We start from the raw sequence: 24638 nt of genomic DNA, 5'->3' as shown, positions 1-24638 counted from the left end.
GACGATCCCCACCATGTATGTGTTTTACGAAGACGACGGCAGCTTCAAGGCCGGCAATATCCTGTCCGAGACCGACGCCAGCCTGCAGGTGGAATCGGAATCCGGCAAGCGCAGCAAGATCAAGCGCGCCAACACCTTGTTCAACTTCGCCGCGCCCGAACCGGCCGCGCTGATGAGCCAGGCGGCCGCGACCGCCGAAACGTTGGACCTGCAATTCCTGTGGGAATGCGCGCCGCAGGATGAATTCGACTCCCCCGCGCTGGCCGCCGACTACTTCGGCCACGCGCCCACGCCGGTGGAACAGGCCGCGCTGCTGATGCGCCTGCACGGCGCGCCGGCGTACTTCCACCGTCGCGGCAAGGGCCGCTACCGCCCCGCCCCGCCGGACATTCTGGCCGCCGCCCTGGCCGCGCTGGAGAAAAAGCAGCGCCAGGCCGAGCAGCAGCAGGAATGGGTGGATGAAATGGCTGCCGGACGCCTGCCCGAGCCCATCGCCCAGGCCGCGGAGTCGCTGCTGATCCGCCCGGACAAGAATTCGCAGCAATGGAAGGCGCTGGACGCCGCCTGCGCCAAGCTGGGCAAGAGCCCCGACCGCCTGCTGCTGGAACTGGGCGCCTGGCCGCATGCGCTGGCGCTGCACAAGCGCCGCTTCCTGGCGGTGAATTTCCCGCGCGGACTGGCGTTCCCGGACCTGGAACTGCCTGCCATCGACCGCGAGCTGCCGTTGTCCGACGCCGAAATCTATTCGGTGGACGACGTCACGACCACGGAAATCGACGATGCGCTGTCCGTCTCCACCTTGCCCGACGGCCGCCTGCGCGTCGGCGTGCACGTGGCGGCCCCGGGCATTACCGTGACCCGCGACAGCGATTTCGACAAGCTGGCGCGCGCGCGCCTGTCCACCGTCTACATGCCGGGCGACAAGATCCCCATGCAGCCGGACAGCATCATCCAGGCGTTTTCGCTGGACGCCGGCCGCGAAGTGCCGGCGCTGTCCCTGTACGTGGTGGCCGATCCGGAAACCGGCGAAATCATCGAATCGGAAACCCGCCTGGAACGTATCGTGGTGCGCGAGAATCTGCGCCACAACATGCTGGACGCCCAGGTCACGGAAGCCAGCCTGTCCGATCCGTCGGCCGACCTGCCCTACGGCCACTGGCTGCGTCCGCTCTGGAAGCTGGCCCAGGCCCTGTCGGCGCAGCGCGAGAACGTGCGCGGCAAGCCTGAGAACAATTCGCGGGTAGAGTACAGCTTCTACCTGGACGGCAACCCCGACGATCCCGACACGCCGGTACGCCTGGTGCCGCGCCAGCGCAACGCGCCGCTGGACCGCATGGTGGCGGAATACATGATCCTGGCGAACAACCTCTGGGGCGGCCTGCTGCACCAGCATGGCGTGCCGGGCATCTACCGCTCGCAACAGGCTGGCCGCGTGCGCATGAGCACCCAGGCCCTGCCGCACGAGGCCATCGGCGTGCCGCAGTACGCCTGGAGCACTTCACCGCTGCGCCGCTATGTGGACCTGGTGAACCAGTGGCAGTTGATCGCTGCGGTCGAGCACGGCGTGTCCGCCCGCCTGGTCGCCCCTTTCAAGCCGCGCGACGCGGACCTGTTCGCCATTATCGGCGCCTTCGATGCGCAATACGCGGCCTGGGCGGAGTTCCAGAGCGCGATGGAACGCTACTGGTGCCTGCGCTGGCTGAAGCAGCACAACGTGACCCGCACGGTGGCGCACGTGCTGCGCGAGGATCTGGTGCGGTTCGCGAATGCGCCGCTGGTGACTCGGGTGGGGGGAATGCCGGAGCTGGAGCGGGGGACTGCGGTGGAGATTGATATTCTGGGGATGGATGAGTTGTCTCTGGAGCTGGATTGCCGGTATATCGGAGAGATCAGTCCGGCTGTGGGTGGGCAGGAGTAGGTTTCTTTTGCTCCGGCGTCTTTGGGCGATGCGCTGCGATTTCTTCGTAGGCCGCCCGTCGGCGCGGGCGCCTGAGGGGTGGGCGCCCACGATTGCGGTCCGGAGCCTTCGCTCCGGACTGCCCCTTCGTCATCTTCGTCCAGGCCTTCGGCCTTCCCTTCAGATTCCCTCGGGCGCATCGAGGTTGCCCACCCCTCAGGCGCCCGCGCTGACGGGCTACGTGCGTCTTGGACTCATGCGCTGCTAGAGCCGTGGTCAGGGGCGATTCTTGTGCTGCCCGTCATTCTCGGCCGCGCGGGCGGCCGTGAATGACATACGTGATTTTCTGAATTTCGATTGTGTTCGCTTGCGCGTATGCGACGAATGGTTTGCTATTGGTCTCCAGCTCTTGGGGGATGGTGGTGATGGGTGGCGCGCGACGGACAGCCGCTTGCGCATGCAGATCCGGACGCGCGCCACCCATCCGGCATCCGCGTTGAAGTGACGATTACGGGCCGACGCGAGCGCGTGGCCATCGTCCCGATACAGCCCCCTACCAAACCCGGACCCGGTTCTCACTTGCCATGCGTGTCACCACGAGAACGCCCCCCTCCACCAGCGCGCAGCGCCATCGCGCGACGCAAGACGCCGCGTAAGCCCCAAAAGGCCGCCCGCGCGGCCGGCCTGGGGCGGGCCCCGCAAGACACGCCCCAACCCACTAGCCGTGGCAAGGACGCCAAGCACACCGACCGCCCCAAGCGCCCGTGAAGATTCAACTGACAGAGCCTGTCGCGTCGGCGGCCTGCGGGGCGCGGGGCGTCGATAAGCCCGAGGGAATCTGAAGGGAAGGCCGAAGGCCTGGACGAAGATGACGAAGGGGGGGGCCGCCGAGGCAAGTCCGGAGCGAACGCTCCGGACCGCAATCGTTGCCCCGCGCCCCGCAGGCCGCCGACGCGACAGGCGCCTTAAGAACCTACCACCACCGCAAGCACCAAACCCCAAACCCACAGAACCATCCCAGCCCTTTACACTCCCCCGAAAGCCACAAAAGACACGGAGACAACACATGCGCATTTTGCTGGTCGAGGACAATCTCGATCTCGGCGATGCCGTGGAAAGCAAGCTGCGTTTCGCCGGCCATAGCGTGCAATGGGTACGCGACGGCGTGGCGGCGTTGCGTTGGGGCCTGGGCGAGACCTGGGATGCCCTGGTGCTGGACATCAACCTGCCCGGCAAAGATGGTTTCACCGTCATCCGGGAACTGCGCGCCGCCGGTCTGGAAGCCCCTGTGCTCGTCATGACCGCGCGTTCCGAAATCGAAGACAAGATCGACATGCTGGACCTGGGCGCCGACGACTATCTGGTCAAACCCTTCGACCTGCGCGAACTCGAAGCCCGGCTGCGCGCGCTGATGCGCCGCCCCGCCGGCCAGACCAGCAGCGTCACCGTCTATGGCAATCTCAGCCTGGACCTTGCCAACCGCGATGTCAGCGTGGCCGGCGCGCCGCTGGAGCTGGGCCGGCGCGAATTTCGTCTGCTGGAGATCCTGCTCGGCAAGCTGGGCCAGACCGTCGCCAAGGAACGGCTGATGAACCAGCTCTTCGACCTGGACGACGGCACGCTCAATGCGCTGGAGCTGCTGATATCGCGGCTGCGCAAGAAGCTGACGGGCGCCTCGATCGATATCGTCACCGTGCGCGGCGTCGGCTATCAGGCCCGCAGCCATGAAGAACCCTGAAAACTTTTCCATCCGCCGCCGTGTCTTCGCGCTGGGCGTGCTGCTGCTGGCCTGCGCGCTGATCGGGCTGGTGTTCTTCCTGCGCGGCTACGCGCAGCGCGCGGCGGAACAGGCGTTTGACCGGCTGCTGGCGGCGTCGGCGCTGACCATCGCCGGCTCGGTGCAGATCGAAGACAACAACGTCACCGTCGAACCGCCGGTGTCCTCATTGGCCATGCTGTCCGGCGGCGAGCGCGTGTTCTACGAGGCCCGCACCTCGAACGGCCGCCTCATCACCGGCTACGACGACCTGGCGCCCGGCATGCCGCTGGCGCAGTCGGCCACGCCGGTGTTCGCCTATCTGCGCTATCACGACGAACCCGTGCGCGTCGCCACCGTAGGCCGGCTGGTGTCCGCCAGCCAGCATGCGGGTTGGGTGACGGTGCGAGTGGCCGAGACGCTGGGCTCGCGCGAGGCGTTGGCCGACGAGATCCTGGGGCGCACCGCACTGCCGCTGGTAGTGGTGTCCCTGGTGGCGCTGGGCCTGCTGTGGTTCGGGGTGCAACGGGCCTTCGCGCCGCTGGCCGTGGTGGAGCGCGAATTGCGCAGCCGCGCGCCCGACGACCTGGCGCCGCTGGTGACGCCTGTGCCGCAAGAAGTGCGACGGCTGGTCGAAGCGCTGAACGCCTTCATGCAGCGCTTGTCCGGCGTCATGGGCACGCTCAACACCCTGGTGGCGGATGCCGCCCACCAGGTCCGTACGCCGCTGGCCTCGCTGCGCGCCCAAGCCGAAGTCGCCCTGGAAGAAACCGATCAGCAAAGGCTGCACGCGCGCCTCGAACGCATCCATCTGAACGCCACCCATGCCAGCCAGTTGATCAATCAGCTGCTGATGGATGCCACCATCACGCACCGCCTGGGCAAGGGATCGCGCACGCTGGTGGGCGTAGCCGAGACCGTCAACGAAACGCGCCGCCGCATCGGCCCGCTGGAAGCGCAGCGCCTGCGCATAGAGATCGCGCCCGAGGTCCGCCGCGCCCGCATCGCCGGCGACCGGGTCGCCTTGCGCGAAATGCTGCGCAACCTGGTGGACAACGCCCTGCGCTATGCGCCCGACGGCCCCGTGGACATCCAGGCCACGCCCGTGGCGGGTTTTCGCGTGGCGCTCACCGTGTCGGACCGCGGGCCGGGCGTGGCCGACGATGAAAAGGACGCCGTGCAGCAGCGCTTCACCCGCGGCCGCGCCGGCGAAACGCAGCCCGGGTCGGGATTGGGGCTTTCCATCGTGCGCTCGGTGGCGGCCGCCCACGGCGGTTCGCTCTGGCTGCAGGACCGTCCGGGCGGCGGCCTGACGGCGCGCGTGATCCTGCCGCTGGCGCGTTCCGCGCCGGGGCGCGCAGCAGCCGCCTGCCTGGGCGCGCTGTGCATGGCGGGCCTGCTGCTGGGCTCGGCCCCCGCCGAGGTACGCGCCGCCGACATCGCGGAAGTCGTCACCCGCTACCCCGCGCCGCAGCCCACGTCCCGGGTCCTGACCATCGCCGGACCCACGGACACGCCGGTGGTCGCGCCGCTGATCCAGGGCTTCCAGTCGCAACGGCCGGACGTCACCGTGGTGTACCGCGAGATGGGCAGCCGCGAGCTCTACGAAGCGGCCGTCGCCGGGCAGTTGAAGGACGTGGACGTGCTGATGAGTTCGGCCTCCGACCTGCAGATCCGGCTGGCCAACGACGGCTATGCGCTGAGCTATTCCTCGCCCTACGCCGCCAAGCTGCCCTCCTGGGCCATCTGGCGCCACGAGGTCTATGGCTTCACCTTCGAGCCGGCCGTCATCGTCTACAACCCCAAGCGCTATACCGAAGCCACCGTGCCGCGCTCGCGCCAGGACCTGTTGCGCCTGCTGGAACGCGACGCCGCGAAGCTGCGCGGCCGCATCGGCACCTATGACATCGCAGCCAGCAGCGTGGGCTATCTGCTGGCCGAGCAGGACGAGCTGGTGTCGTCGAACTTCTGGGGCCTGGCCAACGCCATGGGCCAGGCCGGCGTGCGCCTGTCGGCCACCAGCGCCGAGATCCTGGACGCCATCGAGAACGACCAGATCGACATCGGCTACAACATCCTCGGCTCCTACGCGCTGTCGCGGCAGGCCGCGGGCGCGCCCATCGGCGTGGTCTTTCCGCAGGATTACGTGCTGGTGCTGGCGCGCTCGGTGCTGATCGCGCGCACCGCACCCAGCCCTGAGCTGGGCCGGGCGCTGGTGGACTGGCTGCTGTCGCCGGCCGGACAACAGGTGGCGTCCAGCCATGCGGCGCTGGGCTCCATCATGGAAGACACGCCTGGCCGCTGGACCTCCGAAGCGGTGCTGGCGCGTTCCCAGGGCATCGTGCAGCCGGTGGTGCTGAGCCCGGCCCTGCTGGTCGGCCTGGACCAGCGCCGCCATTCGCGCTTCGTGCAGAACTGGATCCGGCTGGTGACGGACACGCCCGCGCGGCCGTAAGGATCGAACGCGCTCGCGCCCACGCCGCCCAGGGATTTCCCCTAGACGCATCCTGCCGCCATGACAGGACGACGACAGACGCCGGCTCCTAAGATGCCCGCAAGCTGGACACGGATCCCGCTCCAACCACAAGACTCATCGGAGACACACCCATGCTTGCCAAGTCCCAACTGGCGGCCGCCTGCGCCGCTGCATTCGCCCTTGCCGCCGGCAGCGCCTTTGCGCAGCAAGTGCCGGCCGGCTACCCGGCCGACTACCAGAAGATCCTGGACGGCGCCAAGAAGGAAGGCAAGGTCGTCATCTATTCGACCACCGATACCAAGGCCGCTGGCCCCGTCATCAAGGGCTTCGAAGCGCTGTATCCGGGCATCAAGGTCGAATACAACGACATGAACAGCACCGAGCTCTACAACCGCTACATCAGCGAGCAGGCGGCGGGCGGCACCAGCGGCGACGTCGTCTGGAGCTCGTCGATGGACTCGGCCCTGAAACTGGCCAGCGACTACGCGCTGCAGTACAAGTCACCGGAAGTCGGCAAGCTGCCGGCCTGGGCGGTGTGGAAGGATTCCGCCTACGGCACGACCTACGAACCGGCCGTGTTCATCTACAACAAGCGCCTGATCCCCGCCGCCGAAGTGCCCACCACGCACGGCGCCCTGGCCAAGCTGATCGCCAGCCAGCCGGACAAGTTCAAGAACAAGGTCACCACCTACGATATCGAGAAGTCGGCCGTGGGCTTCATGCTGGCGGTGCAGGACAAGGTCAACGACCCCAAGTACTTTGAAACGCTCAAGGGCATCGCCGCGGGCGGCCTGATCGTGCAATCGTCCACCGGCACCATGATGGAACGCGTGTCCTCCGGCGAAAACCTGATCGGCTACAACATCCTGGGTTCCTACGCCGAAACGCGCGCCAAGAGCGACCCGTCGCTGGGCGTGGCCTACCCGACCGACTACGCGCTGGTCCTGTCGCGCGTGGCCTTCATCAGCAAGAAGGCCAAGAACCGCAACGCCGCCAAGCTGTGGATGGACTACATGCTGTCGCAGAAGGGCCAGACCATCCTGGCGAACCAGGCCGACCTGGCCTCCGTGCGCGACGACATCGAAGGCGACAACGATGTGGACGGCATGACCAAGAAGCTGGGCGCCTCGCTCAAGCCGATTCCGGTCAACGAAACGCTGCTGGACTACCTGGAACAGAACAAGCGCCTGCAGTTCATCAAGGACTGGCGCGCCGCGGCTGGCAAGTAATGCCGCGCAGCCCGGAGCCACGGTTCCGGGCCGCCTCGCGCGTAGGGGACTGCGGCGCGCCGCAGTCCCCCTGACCGCCGCCGGGGCGGTCGCCCCCGACCCGGCCGCGCGACCTTCGCGCCATTCAAGAACACAGGATTCCCCATGCAGTCATTGCGCTCGAAATGGCAGTCCCTGCCCCGCGGCGTGGTGGTGCTGATCACGGCGTTGGCCATCTACGTGCCGCTGTCGTTCATCATCATCCAGAGCTTTCTGTCCGCGCCCTTTTTCACGCCGTCCAAGACCTTCAGCCTGGACGCGTTCCGCTTCATCTTCGCGGACCCCGATTTCTACAAGGCCCTGAAAAGCGGCTTCATCCTGGCCTTCGGCCTGGCCGTCATCGCCATCCCGCTGGGCGGCATGCTGGCCTTCCTGATGATACGCACGGACCTGCCCGGCCGCCGCTGGATCGAGCCGCTGATCCTGGTGCCGGTGTTCGTGTCTCCCATGGTGCTGGGCTTCGGCTATGTGGTGGCCGCGGGCCCGGTGGGCTTTTTCTCGACCTGGGCGCAAAACATCCTGGGCTTCGTGCCCTGGAACGTCTATTCGCTGACCAGCATCGTCATCATCGCCGGCCTGACTCACGTGCCGCACGCCTACCTGTATATCTCGTCGGCGCTGCGCAGCATGGGTTCCGATGTCGAGGAAGCCGCGCGCGTGTCCGGCGCCTCGCCGCTGCGCGTGATGGTGTCGGTCAGCCTGCCCATGGTGCGTCCGGCCATGCTGTACGCCACCGTGCTGCTGTTCTTCCTGGGGCTGGAGGTGTTCGGCCTGGTGCTGGTGCTGGGCGATCCCGAAGGCAACCTGGTGCTGGCGACCTATCTGTACAAGCTCACCAACAAGCTGGGCATCCCGTCCTATCACCTGATGGCCGCCGTGGCCGTGGTGCTGATCTGCATGACGATCCCGCTGGTGATGCTGCAGCGCCGCCTGATGCGCACCGCCAACCGCTTTGTCACGGTCAAGGGCAAGGCCTCGCGCGCCCGTGCCCTGCCGCTGGGCAAGTGGCGCTGGGTGGCCGGCGGCGTGGTGGCGTTCTGGCTGCTGGTGACCATCGTGGTGCCGCTGTTGGGCGTGCTGCTGCGCGCCTTCGTGTCCAACTGGGGCATGGGCGTGTCGCTGTTCGACGTGCTGTCGCTGGACGCGTTCCGCACCGTGTTCTCGCAGCCCAACCTGATGCGCGCCATCGTCAACTCGGTGGCCATCGGCGTGTTCGGCGGCGCGCTGGCCGTGTTCTGCTACATGTTTGTGGGCCTGGCCATGCACCGCAAGCCGGACAACGTCACGCGCTTCATGGACTACAGCGTGCTGGTGCCGCGCGCGGTGCCGGGCCTCCTGGCCGGTCTGGCGTTCCTGTGGGTGTTCCTGTTCGTGCCGATGTGGCTGGACAACGCCCTGGACGAAGGCGGCTGGCTGTCGGCCCTGCCCTTCGCGGAATGGCTGCGCGAGAACTTCATCGAATGGCTGCGCGCCATGCGCAGCACCATCTTCAGCGTGTGGCTGGCCTACACGGTGGTGTGGATGGCCTATGGCCTGCGGCTGATCTCCTCGACCCTGCTGCAAGTGGGCCCCGAGCTGGAAGAAGCCGCCCGCAGCGCCGGCGCGCGCCGCGGCCAGGTCACCCGCCACGTCACGGTGCCGCTGGCCAAGTACGGCCTGATCGGTTCCTGGCTGCTGATGTTCCTGATCTTCGAGCGCGAGTATTCCACCGGCGTCTACCTGCTGTCGCCCGGCACCGAAACCATCGGCTCCATGCTGGTGTCGCTGTGGGCCTCGGGCGCCATCGACATCGTGGCCGCGCTTTCCTTCATCAATATCGTTCTGGTCGTGATCGGCCTGGGCGTCGCCCTGCGATTCGGAGTCAAACTTCATGATTGAGCTTTCTGTAGAAGACCTGCACCTGGATTACGGCGACAACCCGGTGCTCAAGGGCGTGTCGATGCAGCTGCGCCAAGGCGAAGTGGTGTCGCTGCTGGGCCCTTCGGGCAGCGGCAAGACCACGCTGCTACGCGCCGTGGCCGGCCTGGAAGGCCCCAAGCGCGGCCGCATCACCATCGGCGAGCGCGTCGTCTATGACGGCGCGGCCAGGAAGGAGGTCCCGGCCGAGGAGCGCAACCTGGGCCTGGTGTTCCAGTCCTACGCGCTGTGGCCGCACAAGACCGTGTTCGAGAACGTGGCCTACCCGCTCAAGCTGCGCAAGGTGCCCGGCGCCGAGGTGCGCGAACGCGTGCAGGCCGTGCTGGACCAACTGGGCCTGGGCAAGCTGGGCCAGCGCCATCCGCACGCCCTGTCCGGCGGCCAGCAGCAGCGCGTGGCCATCGGCCGGGCGCTGGTGTACAGCCCGCCCGTCATCCTGCTGGACGAACCGCTGTCCAACCTGGACGCCAAGCTGCGCGAGGAGGCCCGCGCCTTCCTGCGCGAGCTGATCATCCGACTCGGCCTGTCGGCCTTGATGGTGACCCACGACCAGAGCGAAGCGATGGCGATTTCGGACCGCATCCTGCTGCTGAACAACGGCAAGATCGAACAGCAGGGTACGCCGCAGGAAATGTACGGCTCCCCGTCCACCCTGTTCACCGCCGAATTCATGGGCAGCAACAACCGGCTGGACGGCAAGGTCACCGAGGTGCGCGATGGCCAGGCCCGCATCGAAGGGCGCGGCTGGTCGCTGTGGGGCAAGGCCAGCCCGGGGGTGGCCCAAGGCCAGGACGGCACCGCCGTCATCCGGGTGGAGCAGGTACGGCTGGCGGACGACCCCGACGGCAACCACGTCGAAATGCCGCTCCTGACCAGCATGTATCTGGGCGACCGCTGGGAGTACCTGTTCCGCACCCCCGACGCCGACCCGGCCCATACCCTGGCCCTGCGCGCCTACGGTCCCGAAGGGCGCGAGCCCGGCCCTTGCCGGCTGTCGCTGCCCGCCAGCAAAGTCTGGGTCTTCCCCCGCACGGTCGGCTGAGGCGCCTGCTGGCTTGCGCCCCGGTCTGTTACAGACCCGGGGCCCAGGGCTTACGCGCGCCAGGCCTAGGCTTTCCGTGTGAGCCGCTACTGGCGCCCGGCAGACCTGGACTCGCTCTACAATGCGCAGGTGCAACGCCTCGCTGATTCCCCCTCCTCGCTGAGCCGTTACCTGCGGTGGCTGGGCGCACCCGCCCAGCATTACCTGCGCATCGGCATCGCGATATCGCTGTTGGTGCACGCCGGCGCCCTGGCGTGGCGCTTCGGCGCGCCCGCGCTCTCGCGCCCGCCGGCCACCAGCCTGGAAGTCGTGCTGCTCAATGCCCGCAGCGAGACGCCCCCGGAAACCCCGCGCGCGCAGGCCCAGAACCAGATGACCGGCGGCGGCAACGCCGAACGCGGCATGTCCACCACCCCGCTGCCCCGCACCGGCGAATCGGCCGAAACCATCGTGCTGGAGGCCATGCGGCGCCGCCAGGTGCAGCTGGAAGCCGAACAGACCCGCCTGATGACCCAGCTGCGCGCCGCTGACAAGGCTGGCGCCGAGCGCCAGGCCGTCAACCCCTGGCCCGACGGCGCCGACCTCGGCCGCGACGCCGAGGACCAGGCCAGCATCATCCAGAGCGCCCAGGTGGCCGCCCTGGCGGCGCGGGTCCAGCAATACAGCGCCGAACCGCGCAAGCAATTCGTCGCGCCTTCCGCCGAGGCCTCGCGCTACGCCGCCTACCTCGACGCCTGGCGCACCCGCATCGAAACGGTCGGCACCCAGCATTACCCGGACGAGGCCCGCGGCCGCATCTACGGATCCCTGCGCATCACGGTGTCGGTGCGCGCCGACGGCAGCATCGCCAACGTCGAGATCGACCAGCCTTCGCCGCATGCCGTGCTGAACCAGGCGGCCCGCCGCATCGTCCAGCTGGCCGCCCCCTTCCCGCCGTTCCCGCCCGATATCGCGCGCGACACGGACGTGCTGGTCATCACCCGCACCTGGCATTTCGTCAACGACACCCTGGAAACACAAGCCCCATGACCGAGGCGCCCCCTCTCGCCAGATACGCCGTCATCGGCAACCCCATCGCGCACAGCCGCTCGCCCCAGATCCACGCCATGTTTGCCGAACAGACCGGCAAGCCGCTGCGCTACGAGCGCCTGCTGGCTCCGGTGGACGGCTTCGCCCAGGCGGTCGCCGCCTTCGTCGCCGAAGGCGGGCTGGGCCTGAACGTAACCGTGCCCTTCAAGCTGGACGCCTATGCCCTGGCTGCCGGTCGCCTGTCCAGCCGCGCCCGCCTCGCCGGCGCGGTCAACACCCTGTCCTGGCGCGACGGCGCCTGGCATGGCTGCAATACCGATGGCGTGGGCCTGGTGTCCGACCTGCTGCGCCTGGGCGTGCGCCTGACCGGGGCGTCCGTGCTGCTGGTCGGCGCGGGCGGCGCCGCCCGCGGCGTGCTGCAGCCGCTGGCCGAAGCCGGCTGCGCCCGCATCCATATCGTCAACCGCACCGCATCCAAGGCGGAAGAACTGGCCGCTTCCTGGCGCGAGAGCGGCGTGTCGCCGCAGACGGCGGTCACGGGCGGCAGCCTGGCGGACGCCGCCCTTGCCGGCGGCTGGAACCTGGTCATCAACGCCACCGCCAGCGGCCTGCAGAACGCCGCCCCGGACCTGCCCCCGGGCCTCTATGCGCCCGGCGCGGCCGCCTACGACATGATGTACGGCGCCCAGCCCACCGCCTTCATGCAACAAGCCCAAGCCGACGGCGCCGCACTTGCGGCCGACGGCCTGGGCATGCTGGTGGGTCAGGCGGCCGAAAGCTTCTACATCTGGCATGGCGTGCGTCCTGACCCCGCCCCCGTGCTGGCCGCGCTGCGCGAGGCGCTCAAGGCCGGGCAATAGACGGCATGGCGACGCGCAAGGGCCGCTCCTGGTTCCGGATCATCAGCGGCGCGCTGATGGCGCTGGTGTGCCTGGTGCTGCTCTATCAGTTCTGGCTGTTCGCCCAGGTGGTCTGGTACAACTACCGCCCCCCGGGCAGCAGCGCCATCATGCGCGAGGAACGATCCCGCCTGAGCGACGGCAACCCCGATTTCGAGCTGAAGTACGAATGGGTGCCCTACGACAAGATCAACCGCAACCTCAAGCGCGCGGTCGTGGCGTCCGAGGACTCCAACTTCACCGAACATGACGGCGTCGAATGGGACGCCATCCGCAAGGCCTGGGAATACAACCAGAAGCAACAGGAAGCCGGTCGCAGCAAGATGCGCGGCGGCTCCACCATCACACAGCAGCTGGCCAAGAACCTGTTCCTGTCCAGCTCCCGCAGCTACATCCGCAAGGGCCAGGAACTCGTACTCACCTACATGATCGAACACGTCATGAGCAAGGAACGGATCCTGGAGCTGTATCTGAACGTGGCGGAATGGGGCGAAGGCGTGTTCGGCGCCCAGGCCGCCGCCAAGCACTATTTCAATACCTCCGCCGCCAACCTCGGGGCCAGCCAGTCGGCCCGGCTGGCGGCCATGCTGCCCAACCCGCGCTTCTATGACGCCCACCGCAATACCCGGTACCTGAACTCCCGGGTGGGCGTCCTGACGCGGCGGATGCAGATGGTCGACATCCCCTGATACGGATCCGGCCCTCCGGCCCCACCCTGAGCGGCGGGATTTGTTAAGCTTTCGGGTTTAGGCGTTCCTCCTTTTCTTCATGCGTACCGCACGTCGCTACCTGGCCCGCGAGATCTATCGCTCTTGCGCAGTGGTCCTCATGGCCCTGCTGGGCCTTTTCACGTTCTTCGCGCTGGTGGACGATCTGGACAACGTCGGCGACAAGTTCTCCATGATGGCCCTGCTGTACATGCAGGCCCTGGCGATCCCGACCCGTCTCTACGACCTGTTGCCCATCGGCCTGCTGATCGGCGCCATCCTGGCGCTGGCGGGGCTGGCCCAGCGCAACGAACTGGTCATCCTGCGGGTATCCGGCGTCAGCGGCATGAAGCTGCTGCGCATGCTCTGGATCGTCACGATCCCGCTGATGATAGGAGCGGGCCTGCTGTCCGAGTACGTCACGCCCTGGGCCGAAATCAAATCCGGCGAGGCCAACCTGCTGTTCCGCGGCAAGGCCGGCGGCGACCGCCTCAAGAGCGGTTACTGGTTCAAGGAACCCACCGCCAACGGCGGCACCCGCATCATCAACATCGGCGAACTCAAGGGCGACGGGCAGGTCAACTCCGTGATCCTCTACGAATTCAAGAAAGACCAGACGCTGTCCGCCCTGTCAACCGCGCCGACCGGCCTGTTCACGCAGGGCGACCTGCTGCTCAAGGACGTCACCGAAACCCGGCTGGACGACGACGCCGCCGAGGCGCTGGCCAACGCGCGTCCGCCCAAGAACCCGCCCGCCACCGTGGTCAAGGTGCCCGAGCGCAATATCGACACCACGCTCAGCGCCGAGCGCCTGCTGGCCCGCGTGCTGACCCCTGAACGCATGTCCATCGCCACGCTGCTGGACTATGTGGACTATTTGCGCAACAACCAGCTGCAATATGGTCGACAGGTCGTCGCCTTGTGGCGCAAACTGGCGTATCCGTTCACCCTGCTGGTCATGATCACCATTGCCGCTCCCATCGGCTTGATGCAGACACGCCGCGGCGGCGTAGGCGCCAAGGTTTTCATCGGCATCCTGTTGGGCGTAGGCTTCTTCATGCTGAACCAGTTGGCCCTGAACGTGGGCATGCTGGGCAAATGGCCGGCCTGGCTGACCGCCCTGGGTCCGAACATCGGCGCCATGATCGTGGCGTTGGGCGCCATGGGCTACATGGAGTACCGCCACACCATCACGCGGATCGCGCAACAACGTTGGCCTTGGAGCAAAAGTCCCGCATGAACGGCAGTATCTGGATGATCGGCGACGTGCAGGGCTGCTGCTCGCCGCTGGATCGCTTGCTGTCCCACCCCGAACTGGTCGGCGACCCCCAGTCGCGCTTCTGGTTCGCCGGAGACCTGGTCAACCGCGGTCCCGAATCGCTGGAAACCCTGCGCCGCATCATCGACCTGGGCGACCGCGCGACCTCGGTGCTGGGCAACCATGACCTGCACCTGCTGGCCACCGCCGCGGGGGTACGCAAGCCGTCCAAATCGGACACGCTCGAGGACGTCCTGCGCGCGCCGGACGCGGCCGACCTGATCAACTGGCTGCGCTTTCGCCCGCTGGCCCACTTCGAACAGAACCACCTGCTGGTCCATGCCGGCACGCTGGCCAAATGGGACGTGGCCAAGACGCTGGCGCTGGCCGGCGAAGTCCAGGACGCCCTGCGCGGGCCGAACTGGCAGAAGGCGCTGCAAAAGATGTACGGCAACGAGCCGGCCACGTGGAAGGAAGACCACAAGGGCGGCAAGCGCATGCGGGTCATCATCAACGCGCTGACACGCATCCGCCTGTGCACGCCCAATGGCCACATGGAATTCGCAACCAAGGTGACGCCGGGCGCCTGGCCGACCGGCCTGGTACCTTGGTTCGACGTACCCAACCGCGCCACGCGGAACGTCACGACGGTGTTCGGGCACTGGTCTACGCTGGGGTTGCTGCAGCGGCCGGACGTGATCTGCCTGGATACGGGGTGCGTTTGGGGTGGGTCGCTGACGGCTTTGCGGTTGCAGGATCGGAGGCTGGTGCAGGTGAAGTGTTCGCAGTTTCAGGATCCGTTGTCGGAGTAGGGTTGAGGCTTGCTCCGTCGCGCCGGGTGCTTCGTAGGCCGCCCGTCGGCGCGGGCGCCTGAGTGGCGGGCGCCCACGATTGCGGTCCGGAGCCTTCGTTCCGGACCGCAATCGTTGCCCCGCGCCCCGCAGGCCGCCGACGCGACGGGCGCCTTAAGAACCTACAGCCTCCTCAAGAACCCACAGCCTCAAAAACCAAACCATCACCCCCGCCGCTCCATATACCTCCGCGCCATCTGATACCCCGCAAACACATAAAACCCATTGCTATTGAGCACCAGCCAAGCCCCCAACCCGCCAAGCAAAGCCACCGCCGGCCCCACCGCCCGAACATCTCCCTGCGTCCACGCGATCACGCCCAGGAAGCCGACAGCAATCAAGCCCAAGGCCAGCCGCTTCAGCACCACCAGGCCGAATGCATGCCCGCCCATGAAGGCCACCACGCCAATGGCCAACGCCAGGGCCGTCGCCGCACAGACCAGCACCAGCGCGAACGCCGCCAACGCCGGCCCCGCGCCGCGCAGCAGCAGGCTCAGCAGACCTATCCCCACGCCCAGCCCGCCTGTCATCACCAACACCGCCAACACCAGCGGCGACCACATCCCCGGCGGCGCGCGACGCGCATCCATCTCCGCCACGAAGCGATGCATCGCCGCCGACGCAGCCGGTTGGTCCTGATCCGGCAGCGCCGCCTCCAGCTTGCGGCACTGCGCGATCAACGCGTTCAGGCCCGCCCGCGGCGCCTCCATCATGCCCTCGCCGCGCCCGGCGCATGTTCCGCCACCGTGCTGCGCAAGGCCGCCATTGCCTCCTGCACCGCGATCGGACGGAACGCATCCTCGCGCCAGTACATCGCCACCGACCCGAAGCCCGACAGACGCACCGGAATGATCCGCATCGCCCGCATCTGCGAAAACCGCAGCGCCGCCCGGTGCGAAGCCACCCCGATCATGTCGCTGTTATTGATCAACGTGAGATTGATGGTCACCGAATTCGATTCGACGTGGTCCGGCGGCGGCGCCTGGCCCGCCGCCGCCAGCGCCGCGTCCACCGCATTGCGGATAGGCGTGCCTTTTGGCCACAGGATCCAGCGGTAAGACAGCAGGTCTGGCCAAGAGGGCTGCTCGATCGCGAACAGCGGATGGCGCGGCCGCGCAACCAGGTGGATGGGTTCCAGGTACAGGGCCTCGAAGCGGATCGCCGGGTCGTGATGCTCCGGCGCCGAACGCCCCACCACGATGTCCAGGTCGCCCTGCGCCAACTGCGCCAGCAACTGGTCGGTCGTACCCTCCACCAGCTTCACGCGGGCCTGCGGCATGCGCTCGAGCAGCTTCATCACCGCCAGCGGCACGGTGTCCGACGCCGACGCGCCCGACGCGCCTATCACCACCCGGCCGCCGCCACCCTCGCGCAAGGCCGCCATGTCCGCGCTGGCGCGATCCAGTTGCGCCTCCACCCGCTGGGCATGCGCGATCAGCACGTCGCCGTGCGGCGTGGGCCGCAGGCCGCGCGCGTGCCGTTCGAACAGCGGCAGCCCGATGTCGTCTTCCAGATCCTTCAGCCACTTGGACAAGCCCGGCTGCGTCGTATTGAGCATCGCCGCCGAATGGCTGATGTTGCGGGTCTGGGCCAGGCTGAGCAGCATTTTCAGATTGCGCAGGCGCAACCGGTGGGTCCAGTCCATGCAGGCCCTCGTCTCGTCTATGTATATTCTTATTGGTATGGATAATAAGATAAATTCATTTCAAAACACATAGCTCCTTACGCATAATCGTCTCCATATCAGGACCAGCCGCGAGCCACGCGGCGGCCACGCGAAGCCGGCGCCAGCCGGACATTCCGGAGACAAGCATGCCCGACGGTCACACCCCCGGCGCGGACCGCGCTGCCTATTACGCACGCATCGCCAGAAAACGCATGGCTCCCTTGTGGGAGTCGCTGCACAACCTGGTGCCGCGCGAACCCGCGCCGCGTTGCGTCCCCGCCATCTGGAAGTACGAAGACGTGCGCGACGACGTCATGGCGTCCGGCTCGCTCATCACGGCGGAAGAAGCCGTGCGGCGCGTGCTCATCCTGGAGAATCCCGGCCTGCCCGGCCAGGCCAGCATCACGCAGAGCCTGTATGCGGGCCTGCAGCTGATCCTGCCCGGCGAAATCGCGCCCAGCCACCGCCATACGCAGTCGGCGCTGCGCTTCATCGTCGAAGGCCGCGGCGCCTACACCGCGGTCAACGGCGAACGCACCACCATGCACCCCGGCGACTTCATCATCACACCGTCATGGACCTGGCATGACCATGGCAACGCCGAAACCGCCGAAGGCGGCGAGCCTGTGGTCTGGCTGGACGGCCTGGACATTCCGCTGCTGCGCTTCCTGGACGCGGGTTTCGCCGAAAACTATCCCTCGGCCACACAACCCGTGACCCGCCCCGAGGGCGACAGCATGGCGCGCTACGGCCACAACATGGCGCCCGTGCGCCACCAGACCTCCAGCGGCACATCGCCCATCTTCAACTACCCCTATGAACGCAGCCGCGAAGCCCTGGACCAGCTCTACCGCCACGGCGAACTGGACCCCTGGGACGGCGTGAAGCTGCGCTACCTGAATCCGGCCACCGGCGGCTACCCCATGCCGACCATGGCGACCTTCATGCAGTTCCTGCCCGCCGGATTCCAGGGCAAGACCTACCGCAGCACCGACTCCACGGTCTACAGCGTGGTCGAAGGCCGCGGCACGGCTCGCATCGGCGACCAGGAATTCCACTTCGGCCCGCGCGACGTCTTCGTCGCGCCGTCCTGGCAGCCCGTGCAGCTGGCCGCGCTGGACGACGCCACCCTGTTCAGCTATTCCGACCGCCCCGTGCAGGACGCGCTGGGCGTGTGGCGCGAAGCGCGCGTCGGCTAAAGGCCGGCGCGCTCCCTCCACTTCCGTATCAGGCCGGGGCCGCGCCAGGCCCCGCCCCGCATTCCTCAAAGGTGACCCATGTCTTTCGTCTTCGACCCCGCCGCTCCCATCGCCGTGCCCGTTGCCGGCAGCCAGGACAGCTTCCCCGTGCGCCGCGTCTATTGCGTCGGCCGCAACTATGCCGCCCATGCCCGCGAAATGGGCTTCGACCCCGACCGCGAACCGCCGTTCTTCTTCTGCAAACCGGCCGACGCCGTGGTGCCGGTGGCTGAAGGCAGCACCCTGTCGCTGCCCTATCCTTCCGAGACCGCCAATCTGCACTATGAGATCGAACTGGTGGCGGCCATTGGCAAGGGCGGCGCCAACATCGCCGTCGACGACGCGCTGCAGCACGTCTGGGGCTATGCCGTGGGCCTGGACATGACCCGCCGCGACCTGCAGATGAAGATGCGCGAAGCCGGTCGGCCCTGGGAACTGGGCAAGGCCTTCGACCTGAGCGCGCCCATCGGCCCCCTGCATCCTGCCGGGGCGGTCAAGAACATCGACCAGGCCGCCATCTGGCTGCAGGTCAACGGCGCCGACAAGCAAAGAAGCGACATCGGCAAGCTGATCTGGTCCGTCGCCGAAACCGTCGCCTACCTGTCCAAGTACTTCCGCCTGGAAGCCGGCGACCTGATCTACACCGGCACCCCCGAAGGCGTGGGTCCGGTGGTGCGCGGCGACAAGATGGTCGGCGGCGTGGACGGCCTGGGCACGCTCAGCGTGCAGATGGTGTGAACCTTCCAGGAACCCGCATGCAACTGCACAGCTTCTTCAATAGTTCCACCTCCTATCGCGTGCGCATCGCGCTGGCGCTCAAGGGTTTGCCGTACGAGTACCTGCCTGTGAACCTGCGCAAGCAGGAGCAGCGCGCGGCGGATTACGTGGCCAAGAATCCTTCCGCGGGCGTGCCCCTGCTGATCGATGGCGACACCCAGCTGTCGCAGTCGCTGGCCATCGTCGACTACCTGGACGCCACTCATCCCGAGCCGCGCCTGATCCCCGCCGGCACGCTGGAGCGCGCCCGCGTGCTGGAGCTTTCCGACGCCATCTCCTGCGACATCCACCCCGTCAACAACATGCGCATCCTGCGCTATCTGCAGGACGTGCTGGGCGCCAGCGAAGAACAGAAGAACGCCTGGTATCACCACTGGATCCGCGAGGGCATGACGGCTGTGGAAGCGCTGCTGGCGCGCCACGGCCATGGCGCCTACTGCTACGGCGACGCGCCCACCCTGGCGGACTGCTGCCTGGTGCCGCAGATGGCGAACGCCCAGCGCATGGGCTGCGACCTGTCGGCCTATCCGCGCGCCATGCGCGTCTATGAACACTGCAATGCGCAGCCCGCCTTCCAGCAAGCGGCTCCCACCCAGCAACCGGACTACACCAAGTGAGCAACCAGGAACCCGACACCCAGGGCGCGCCGCTGCGCGAATACACCGATCCCGCCTACCGCCCGCTATGCGCCAACCTGGCGGAAGTGCGCGCCAACATCGACAGGCTGGACGATGAGATCGTGCGCCTGATCGCCGAACGCGCCATGTACGTGAAGGACGCCGCGCGCTTCAAGCGCGACGCCTTCCAGGTCAGCGCCCCGGCCCGCCAGGCCCAGGTCTTCGAAAAGGCGCGCCTGCTGGCCGAACGCCACAACCAGGGTTTCGCCAACCTGGACCAGGTGGTGGACGCCACCTATCGCGCCATGGTCGCGGCCTTCATCGCCAACGAACAAACCTACTTCAACACCATGAAGGATCTCGGAGACACCCATGCATAAGCCCTACGCGCGCCGTATCGCCGCCCATGCCCTGATCCTGGGACTGGCCGCGCTTGCGCCGCTGGCCGCCGCGCAGGCCCAGGCCTGGCCGGCCCAGCCGCTCAAGGCCATTGTGCCCTTCGGCCCGGGCTCCAGCCCCGACCAGGTGGCGCGCATCGTTGGCGAAAAGGCCGGCGCCATCCTGGGCCAGAGCATCGTCATCGAGAACAAGCCGGGCGCCAGCGGCAACATCGGCACCTATGCCATCGCCAACGCCAAGCCCGACGGCTACACCTTCGGCGTGTCCATTACCGGCCCGCTGGTCAACAACACTCTGCTGTTCGACAAGCTGCCCTATGCGCCGGCGACCGACCTGGCGCCGCTGACGCTGGCGGTGCACCAGCCCAATGTGCTGGTCGTGCCCGCCTCGGCCGGCATCGACAACATCGGCCAGTTGCTGGAAGCGCTGAAGAAGAATTCGGACAAGTACAACTTCCCGTCCACGGGCGCCGGCACGGTGTCGCACCTGGCCGTGGAACTGATGCTGCAGCAGACCGGCGCGCGCGCCACCCACGTGCCCTATCCCTCGTCGCCCGCGGCGCTGACCTCGCTGCTGTCCGGCGACACGCAGTTCGCCGCGCTGCCGCCCATCGCCGTCATGCCCATGGTGAAGGATGGACGCCTGAAGGCCCTGGCCGTCACCTCGTCCAAGCGCTCGGCCCTGCTGCCCGACATCCCGACGCTGGCCGAAGTCGGCGTGCCGGGCATCGAGGGCTCGGCGTGGATCGGCTTCGTGATCTCGTCCAAGGTTCCCGCCGACATCCAGAAGAAGCTGTCCGACGCGCTGATCCAGGCCATCCGTGATCCCGAGGTCACCAAGCGCCTGCAGGCTCAGTTCATGGATCCCGCCGGCACCACGCCCGCCGAGTTCCGCGCCTACATGGACGACGAACTCAAGCGCTGGGAGCCGCTCATCAAGAAGCTGGGCATCAAGGGCCAGTAAACCGGCGCCCGGCCACGCCGCGCAACCCAAACAAGGAGAACACGGGATGCTCATCACCGAACCCGCCCGCCAGGTTCCGCTCTACGGCGAATATGAGGTCGTCGTGCTGGGCGGCGGCCCCGCCGGCCTCTTGGCCGCCGCCAGCGCCGCGCGCAACGGCGCCAGCGTGCTGCTGGTGGAACGCTACGGATTCCTGGGAGGGATGGGCACGGCGGCCGGCGTATCCAACTTCTGCGGCCTGCACGCGAACATCCGGGGCGACATCCGCCAGGTGGTACACGGCATGACGGACGACCTGCTGGACCGCATGCGCGCCATGGACGGGCTCAACGAGCCTCACCTGATCCTGGGCAAGATCCACGCCCAGGCTTATGACATCTCGGCCTTCAAGTGCGCCGCCGACGGGCTGGTCCAGGCCAGCGGCGCACAGGTGCTGTTCCATGCGCTGGCCACCGGCCTGGCGCGCGGCGCCGACGGCAACGTGGATGCGTTATTCCTGGAAACCAAGTCCGGCCGCTGCGCCGTGCGCGCCAAGGTCTATATCGATTGCTCGGGCGACGCCGATATCGCCCAATGGGGCGGCCTGCCCTTCGAGAAGGGCGACGAGCACGGCGGCATGCTCTATCCCACGCTGATGTTCAAGGTCGGCAATGTCGACGGCGCCCGCGCGCAGGAAGCCTGGAAGACCATCCCCCAGCTGATGGACCAGGCCGCGGCCAGCGGCGAATTCACCTTCCCGCGCCGCGGCGCCATCGTGCGCCCGCAAAAGCACGACTACGAGTGGCGGGTCAACGTGACCCAGCTTGCCAACGCCGACGGCAGCGCGGCCGACGGCACCGACGCCGATTCCCTGTCGGCCGGCGAGCTCGAAGGCCGCCGCCAGATCGTGCAATACCTCGCCTTCCTGCGCGCCAAGGTGCCGGGCTTCGAGAACGCCTATGTGCTGGACATCGCGCCGCAGCTGGGCATCCGCGAGACCCGCCGCATCGTGGGCGAGGCCGTTCTGAGCAAGGAAGACGTGTTGGGCTGCGCCGACTTTCCGGACAGCATCGGCGTCAATGGCTGGCCGCTGGAAATGCACACGGCCGGCGACGTGCAATGGCTCTGGCCGCCGATCCCCGAGTCCCGCGGCTATAACCAGCTGCCATTCCGCATGATGGTGCCCAAACGCGCCCAGGGCGTGGCGGGCAATGTGCTGGTGGCCGGGCGCTGCGCCTCGATGACGCACGAAGGCCAGTCGGCGGCTCGCGTAAGCGGCAGCTGCTTCGTCATGGGCGAGGCCGCGGGCACGGCGGCTGCCATGGCGCTGCGCGCCGGCATCGCCCCCGGTGACGTGCCCATTTCCGCCTTGCAGGCGCAGCTGGTGAAACAAGGCGTGTTCCTGGGCGGCCAGGACTGAACGGCGCGGAGGCCATACATGAACGCAACGCAAACCGATAAATCCGTGATCGTGGTGGGCGGCGGCATCGGCGGCCTGGCCGCGGCGCTGGCGCTGACCCGGCAAGGCATCGCCGTGCAGCTGCTGGAGCAGGCCGCGCACATCGGCGAAATCGGCGCCGGCATCCAGCTCGGTCCCAACGCCTTCGCGGCGCTGGACGCCCTGGGCGTGGGCCAGACCGCCCGCGCCCGCGCCGTGTTTACCGACCACATCATCATGATGGATGCGGTGGACGCCCGCGAAGTGGTGCGCATCGATACCGGCGAGGCCTTCCGCGAGCGCTTCGGCGGCCCCTATGCCGTGATCCATCGCGCCGACATTCACCTGTCCATCCTGGAGGCCGTGCAGCAGAATCCGCTGATCAGCTTTCGCACCTCCACCCAGATCGCATCCATGTCGCAGGACGACAAGGGCGTGGAAGTCGTGGACACCCAGGGCAACCGCTATCGCGCCGACGCCGTAGTAGGCGCGGACGGCGTGAAGTCCGTGATCCGCGAACGCATGGTAGGCGACCCGGCGCGCGTGACCGGCCACGTGGTCTACCGCGCCGTGGTCGAACGCGAGAACATGCCCGAGGAGCTGCGCATCAACGCCCCCGTGCTGTGGGCTGGCCCGCACTGCCATCTGGTGCACTACCCCTTGCGCGGCGGCCAGCAATACAACCTGGTGGTGACTTTCCACAGCCGCGAACAGGAAGAATGGGGCGTGCGCGAGGGCAGCAAGGAAGAAGTGCTGTCCTACTTCCAGGGCATCCACCCGCGTCCGCACCAGATGCTGGACCGCCCCACGTCCTGGAAGCGCTGGGCCACCGCCGACCGCGAGCCCGTGGAACGCTGGGGCCAGGGGCGCGTGACCATTCTGGGCGATGCCGCCCATCCCATGACGCAATACATGGCCCAGGGCGCCTGCATGGCGCTGGAGGACGCGGTGACATTGGGCGAAGCCGTGAAGCAATGCGGCCAAGACCTGGAGGCCGCGTTCCGCCTGTACGAATCCGTCCGCATCCCGCGCAGCGCGCGGGTGGTGTGGTCCACGCGCGAAATGGGCAGGCTCTATCACGCGCGGGGCGTCGAACGCACCGTGCGCAACATGCTGTGGACCGGCCGCAGCCAGTCCCAGTTCTACGACGCGTTGCAGTGGCTGTACGGCTGGAAGGTGGAAAACTGCCTCGCGGGGCAATCCTCTCAATAGAAAAAATGCAGGCACCCAAGGAGACAACCATGAGAAAAACCGCAATCCGCGGCAGCGCCGCCCTCGTGCTTGCGCTGACCGCGTTCGCGGCCGGCGCGCAGCAAAAGCCGGTCGACATCGGCTTCATCGGCACTCTGTCCACGCCCGCCGGCTACATCGGCGAAGACGAGCGCGACGCCTTCATGCTGGCGGTCAAGGAAGGCGGCGGCAAACTCGGCGGCGTGCCGGTCAATGTGCGCGTGGAGGACGACGCGCTCAAACCCGCCAACGCCAAGCAGATCGCCGACAAGATGGTGCAGGGCGGCGTGCGGCTGTTCACGGGCATCAACTTCTCCAACGTCATGGCGGCCGTGGGGCCGACCGTGCTGAACGCGGGCGGCTTCTATATCAGCCTGAACGCGGGCCCCTCCAACTACGCCGGCAAGGCCTGCAACCCGAACTACTTCTCGGTGGCGTTCCAGAACGACTCCTACGCCGACACTGCGGGCCTTGCCGCCAACGAGCTGGGCGCCAAGCGCGTGGTCATCATGGCGCCCAACTACCAGGCCGGGCGCGATGCGGTGGCCGGCTTCAAGCGCACCTACAAGGGCGAGATCGCCGACGAGATCTACACCAAGCTGGAACAGGCCGACTTCTCGGTGGAACTGGCGCGCATCCGCTCGCTCAATCCCGACGCCATCTTCCAGTTCCACCCCGGCGGCGCGGGCATCAACCTGACCAAGCAATTCGCCAACTCCGGCCTGGCCGACAAGATCCGCATGATCACGCCCATCTACTCGATGGACGACCGCATGCTGGCCGCGACCGGCAATGCCGGCAAGGGCTTCTACCTGAGCTCGTTGTGGAGCGCGGATCTCGACAACCCGCAGAGCAAGCATTTCGTCGAAGCCTTCACCAAGGCCTACAACCGCGCGCCCACCGCCTATGCGGCCCAGGCCTACGACACCGCCAACCTGATCGGCTCCGCACTGAAGGCCGTGGACGGCGACATCACCGGCCGCGCTGACGACTTCCGCAACGCGCTGCGCCGCGCCGACTTCCCCAGCGTGCGCGGCAAGTTCAAGTTCGGCCCCAACCAGCACCCGATCCAGGACTGGTACCTGCTGCACATCGAGGCCGGCCCCGACGGCAAGCTGGTCTACAAGAACCTGAAGGTCATCGCCCGCGACCATACCGACGTGCACGCCGCCGACTGCAAGATGTAAGTCCGCACGACGCCCGGCGGATTGCGCGCAGTCCGCCGGGTCCA

The 24638-nt window shown here is 67.4% G+C and carries 21 protein-coding genes; 19 read left to right on the top strand and 2 right to left on the bottom strand.

Annotated elements, in window-relative coordinates:
- The first annotated feature begins 13 nt into the window (after nucleotides 1-13).
- The 11 genes from IB258_RS27395 to IB258_RS27345 all read left to right on the top strand — a co-directional run bounded on the left by IB258_RS27395 (nucleotide 14) and on the right by IB258_RS27345 (nucleotide 15061).
- A complete protein-coding gene (locus tag IB258_RS27395; protein ID WP_054458317.1) occupies nucleotides 14-1918 on the top strand; it encodes a ribonuclease catalytic domain-containing protein in 1905 nt (634 codons plus the stop codon).
- Nucleotides 1919-2963: 1045 nt separating this feature from the next.
- Nucleotides 2964-3635: a response regulator transcription factor gene (locus tag IB258_RS27390; RefSeq protein ID WP_192353465.1), complete on the top strand. Its 672-nt coding sequence runs from the start codon at nucleotides 2964-2966 to the stop codon at nucleotides 3633-3635.
- On the top strand, nucleotides 3622-6108 hold the full coding sequence (locus IB258_RS27385; RefSeq protein ID WP_119450717.1) for an extracellular solute-binding protein: 2487 nt from the start codon (nucleotides 3622-3624) through the stop codon (nucleotides 6106-6108). The genes IB258_RS27390 and IB258_RS27385 overlap by 14 nt, the downstream gene beginning before the upstream one ends.
- 152 nt (nucleotides 6109-6260) lie before the next feature.
- Nucleotides 6261-7358, top strand: a complete 1098-nt coding sequence (locus tag IB258_RS27380; protein ID WP_192330157.1) for an ABC transporter substrate-binding protein — start codon at nucleotides 6261-6263, stop codon at nucleotides 7356-7358.
- 144 nt (nucleotides 7359-7502) lie between these two features.
- Nucleotides 7503-9275 carry an iron ABC transporter permease gene (locus tag IB258_RS27375; protein WP_054459000.1) on the top strand — a complete coding sequence of 591 codons (1773 nt, stop codon included), beginning with the start codon at nucleotides 7503-7505 and terminating at the stop codon, nucleotides 9273-9275.
- Nucleotides 9268-10356, top strand: a complete 1089-nt coding sequence (locus IB258_RS27370; protein WP_192353464.1) for an ABC transporter ATP-binding protein — start codon at nucleotides 9268-9270, stop codon at nucleotides 10354-10356. The genes IB258_RS27375 and IB258_RS27370 overlap by 8 nt, the downstream gene beginning before the upstream one ends.
- A gap of 129 nt (nucleotides 10357-10485) precedes the next feature.
- Nucleotides 10486-11385, top strand: a complete 900-nt coding sequence (locus tag IB258_RS27365) for a TonB family protein (protein WP_119450721.1) — start codon at nucleotides 10486-10488, stop codon at nucleotides 11383-11385.
- Entirely contained in the window at nucleotides 11382-12245 is an 864-nt protein-coding gene (gene aroE / locus IB258_RS27360; RefSeq protein WP_054458996.1) for a shikimate dehydrogenase, read from the top strand. The genes IB258_RS27365 and aroE overlap by 4 nt, the downstream gene beginning before the upstream one ends.
- A gap of 5 nt (nucleotides 12246-12250) precedes the next feature.
- Nucleotides 12251-12973 (top strand): monofunctional biosynthetic peptidoglycan transglycosylase, encoded by a 723-nt coding sequence (mtgA, locus tag IB258_RS27355; RefSeq protein ID WP_054458994.1) that lies wholly within the window; start codon nucleotides 12251-12253, stop codon nucleotides 12971-12973.
- A gap of 79 nt (nucleotides 12974-13052) precedes the next feature.
- Nucleotides 13053-14231, top strand: coding sequence for an LPS export ABC transporter permease LptG (gene lptG, locus IB258_RS27350; protein ID WP_054458992.1), 1179 nt, complete (start codon nucleotides 13053-13055; stop codon nucleotides 14229-14231).
- Nucleotides 14228-15061, top strand: coding sequence for a symmetrical bis(5'-nucleosyl)-tetraphosphatase (locus IB258_RS27345; protein ID WP_054458990.1), 834 nt, complete (start codon nucleotides 14228-14230; stop codon nucleotides 15059-15061). The genes lptG and IB258_RS27345 overlap by 4 nt, the downstream gene beginning before the upstream one ends.
- 203 nt (nucleotides 15062-15264) lie before the next feature.
- Here IB258_RS27345 and IB258_RS27340 read toward each other — a convergent pair whose 3' ends face one another.
- Together IB258_RS27340 and IB258_RS27335 are read right to left on the bottom strand one after the other, a co-directional pair.
- Nucleotides 15265-15810: a hypothetical protein gene (locus IB258_RS27340; protein WP_192353493.1), complete on the bottom strand. Its 546-nt coding sequence runs from the start codon at nucleotides 15808-15810 to the stop codon at nucleotides 15265-15267.
- Nucleotides 15810-16745 (bottom strand): LysR substrate-binding domain-containing protein, encoded by a 936-nt coding sequence (locus IB258_RS27335; protein ID WP_054458988.1) that lies wholly within the window; start codon nucleotides 16743-16745, stop codon nucleotides 15810-15812. The genes IB258_RS27340 and IB258_RS27335 overlap by 1 nt, the downstream gene beginning before the upstream one ends.
- A gap of 167 nt (nucleotides 16746-16912) precedes the next feature.
- On the opposite strand from IB258_RS27335, the gene gtdA reads away from it, so the two are divergent.
- From gtdA to IB258_RS27295, 8 genes are all read left to right on the top strand, one after another.
- The gene (gene gtdA, locus IB258_RS27330; RefSeq protein WP_192353463.1) at nucleotides 16913-17965 is read left to right on the top strand and encodes a gentisate 1,2-dioxygenase; all 1053 of its coding nucleotides are present in this window, start codon (nucleotides 16913-16915) and stop codon (nucleotides 17963-17965) included.
- A 78-nt stretch (nucleotides 17966-18043) separates the two neighbouring features.
- On the top strand, nucleotides 18044-18742 hold the full coding sequence (locus IB258_RS27325) for a fumarylacetoacetate hydrolase family protein (protein ID WP_119450292.1): 699 nt from the start codon (nucleotides 18044-18046) through the stop codon (nucleotides 18740-18742).
- Between the two features lie 17 nt (nucleotides 18743-18759).
- Entirely contained in the window at nucleotides 18760-19398 is a 639-nt protein-coding gene (gene maiA, locus IB258_RS27320) for a maleylacetoacetate isomerase (RefSeq protein ID WP_054458981.1), read from the top strand.
- Entirely contained in the window at nucleotides 19395-19778 is a 384-nt protein-coding gene (locus tag IB258_RS27315) for a chorismate mutase (protein WP_054458979.1), read from the top strand. Before maiA ends, IB258_RS27315 begins: the two co-directional genes overlap by 4 nt.
- Complete coding sequence (locus tag IB258_RS27310) at nucleotides 19771-20760, top strand: tripartite tricarboxylate transporter substrate binding protein (RefSeq protein ID WP_192353462.1); 990 nt, start codon at nucleotides 19771-19773, stop codon at nucleotides 20758-20760. The genes IB258_RS27315 and IB258_RS27310 overlap by 8 nt, the downstream gene beginning before the upstream one ends.
- Nucleotides 20761-20806: 46 nt before the next feature.
- The gene (locus IB258_RS27305) at nucleotides 20807-22159 is read left to right on the top strand and encodes an FAD-dependent oxidoreductase (protein WP_192353461.1); all 1353 of its coding nucleotides are present in this window, start codon (nucleotides 20807-20809) and stop codon (nucleotides 22157-22159) included.
- Between the two features lie 18 nt (nucleotides 22160-22177).
- Nucleotides 22178-23389, top strand: a complete 1212-nt coding sequence (locus IB258_RS27300; protein ID WP_054458972.1) for a 3-hydroxybenzoate 6-monooxygenase — start codon at nucleotides 22178-22180, stop codon at nucleotides 23387-23389.
- Between the two features lie 29 nt (nucleotides 23390-23418).
- Nucleotides 23419-24594 carry an ABC transporter substrate-binding protein gene (locus tag IB258_RS27295; protein ID WP_192353460.1) on the top strand — a complete coding sequence of 392 codons (1176 nt, stop codon included), beginning with the start codon at nucleotides 23419-23421 and terminating at the stop codon, nucleotides 24592-24594.
- Nucleotides 24595-24638 lie beyond the last annotated feature (44 nt).

Source organism: Achromobacter sp. ACM02 (genome assembly GCF_014851605.1).
In the GTDB taxonomy this organism is placed as follows: Bacteria; Pseudomonadota; Gammaproteobacteria; order Burkholderiales; family Burkholderiaceae_B; genus Achromobacter; species Achromobacter aegrifaciens.
Note: the sequence above shows the minus strand (reverse complement) of the source record. Positions and strands in the feature narration are given on the sequence as shown.